A 2,610-nucleotide genomic window follows, 5' to 3' on the forward strand; every position below is an offset into this window, starting at 1 on the left:
AAGGCAACTATCAGATAGCGTCGCAAATGGACCAGACAGTGCTGCAGTTTTGCTCCCGGATGCTCATCCAGCAGTTGCTCATATCCACTGAAGCCATCAGTAACAAGCGTCTTAAATTTATAATCTGGAGTTATGACTTTTCTTATGGAATCGAAATTTCGTTTTTCGAGATAACCGTAAGCGGTAAATTGAACCTTAGCATGTGCCGGTGCTGCCATACTCAGAATGTAGTTGGACTTGCTTACCATTACATCCTCAGGCTTTCTGTCTTTACTCTTTCTTGAGCCCTGAGATTCCAGACAGTCAAAAGGAGTTCCATCTAGCAATAATACTGGAGCTTCCTTTGCTGCTCGTATGATGCTGTCATATAAAGGCTTAATGTAAATGCCAACAAAGTCATGCAGGTTATAGCTGATGGTGTCGTTACCAATTTCAAACATATCCCTGATTGGTGAAATATAGTTATTCAGCGCCATGCCTCTGCAGATAAAATCAGAACAGCCTAACATGTAATCAATTCCGATTTCTCGGTTAGGAATTACAGGCACATCCTGTTTATCATCGATTGCAATTGATACCTGTCCACATTTCTCGCAGACCTCAACTTCATGGATATTCTTAATGACGCCCAGAATCTCGTTGAGTTTATGGTTGGCACCGATAACCTTGTCTACTAGTTTTCCTGTCTCATAAGGAACTGTGGTACCACCACAGGATTTGCAGGTATGTGTTTTTAATGATGCGGATACTGTCCTGGTAGTAGCTCTGTTCTTTGCAACTCTTCCTTTTGATTTCTTTTTATCTTCATCTTTTCTTGCAGGTTCAACAAAGGAATTTATAGCAGCTGCAGCCTTTCCATATGTGGTCTTATCAATACCAGCCATTGCAGTTACTGCTTCGGCTATGGTTTTTGCTACTCGCTTAATGCTTCTGCCGGCATTTTTTATTGAGCCATTTAGCTTTTGGGTTGCAGCTTCTGCTTCATCAAGCTTCTTTTTGCTGCCTTTGACGTCAGAGCCTTTATTAAAAGGCGTCTGATTAAACAGGCTTCTGGCATTCTGAATCCATTCCACCTGTTCTGCAAATGCAAACTCAATCTGCTCTATAAGATTCATAGAGAGTACATCATCCAGCAGAATCACTCTCTTATTTAGATTCTGAGTAAGTTCTGATACCTGTCTGAAGCCTTCAGCGGTAACTTCCTGAACGCCTGTTAACTGCTCTTCAAGTAGTACGTTCTTTTCATTACTTTTTTTAAGTTCTTCTTTCGTGGTATCTAATTCTGACTGGGTTTTCATGAGCATAGCAATAAGCTCTTCTTTGCTCATATTTTCCGGGTTCAGAATCTTACTTGTAGACATTAGTCGCCTCTGATTACATTATTATCTATAATATATTTTACCTTATTAAAAATACTCTTTAAACCGCATCAGATTGCGGTATAGAGCCAAATAGAGCGACTTTAGTTATGCTGTAATAGGGGGAGATACCTGAGGTTATTTGGAGATCTCGGTCGATCTGAATCGATCGATACGAGGTATTTTTAAGGAGAGGTATACCTGCCAATTTCTTATGCAAAAACAGGCTGTTTTTAATGATTATTTTGTTTTAAATCTGTGAGTTATCTCAATAAATAATTTAGCCTTTAAGTACAGAGGTGCGCTTTATTTCCAGAGGTTCTCCATCCAGATAAGATTCCAATTCTTTTACTGTTAAAGGTTCTGCTGCAGGACCATTAGCTCGTGCCAGTAATAGCTGAAACTTATTCTGGTGAAGCTTTCTTGTAATCAGCAGATTGCCTTTGGAATCAGAGTAAATGATTTTGGCTATGGAGCGTTTTTTTGATATAAACACTACATAATCCTGTCCTTTATTTATATCAATATGCAGTAATTCTGCTGATATTTGTGCCAGACGATAATATCCGAAGCGTAAATCGAAAGGCACAATCACCAGTGTTATCCTTCCCTGACTGAAATCAATTTTCACCGTCAGAGTCTCCCCAGTGTAGCAATAATCTGAGCAACAGAATATTCTGGATTGGAACTTTCAAAAGTAATCGATGTATTTTTTGATAGTTTCACGTTTACTGTTACAGTCTTTGATGGCAATGGAGCTGAGAGTTGAACTGAGGATGACTTTTCCTTTTGTTCAATCTGTTCCTGACTAAGTGTAACAATGTTTACGCTCTTATCTTGAGATTCTGTATTCGTCATTGGTTCCCTCTCCTTCTTTATTTTGTCCATTTTTCTGTAAAAAGCACTGCGTCCGCATTTCATAGTTCCTCGAATTCTCTTTTCAAAGAAATCATTCATTTTTAAACCGGACCTGAGCATATCGTCATAAATGGAATTCCATTTCTTATAACTTGCTAAGCCTCGACTCGATTGAATATACCCATCAACTCCATCCTTTTTTATTTTTCGAAAATGAAGCCTTAGGGTTGATAAAGACGGCATATATCCAGAAGGAAAAAGCTCCTTAATAAGAGAAGGGAAAACACTTTTGTAGAACGAATAACAGGAGAGTTTTGATTCTTCAAAGCGCTTGTAAATTTCAATCCAATCAATTGTAGCTGTGAAGGATTGGTACTGAGCTGTGATTTTTATG

Annotated in this window: 3 protein-coding genes; all 3 read right to left on the bottom strand. The window is 38.6% G+C overall.

Going from position 1 to position 2,610, the window contains the following annotated elements:
- A partial coding sequence (locus tag B5D46_RS11860; protein WP_143675691.1) for an IS66 family transposase occupies positions 1–1,361 on the bottom strand: 1,361 nt, incomplete at its 3' end.
- A 277-nt stretch (positions 1,362–1,638) separates the two neighbouring features.
- Complete coding sequence (gene tnpB / locus B5D46_RS11865; protein WP_074945380.1) at positions 1,639–1,989, bottom strand: IS66 family insertion sequence element accessory protein TnpB; 351 nt, start codon at positions 1,987–1,989, stop codon at positions 1,639–1,641.
- Between the two features lie 2 nt (positions 1,990–1,991).
- Positions 1,992–2,610, bottom strand: a 619-nt coding sequence (locus tag B5D46_RS12250; RefSeq protein WP_159443118.1) for a hypothetical protein, incomplete at its 5' end; no start/stop codon positions are given.

This window comes from Succinivibrio dextrinosolvens DSM 3072 (assembly GCF_900167015.1).
GTDB lineage: Bacteria > Pseudomonadota > Gammaproteobacteria > Enterobacterales > Succinivibrionaceae > Succinivibrio > Succinivibrio dextrinosolvens.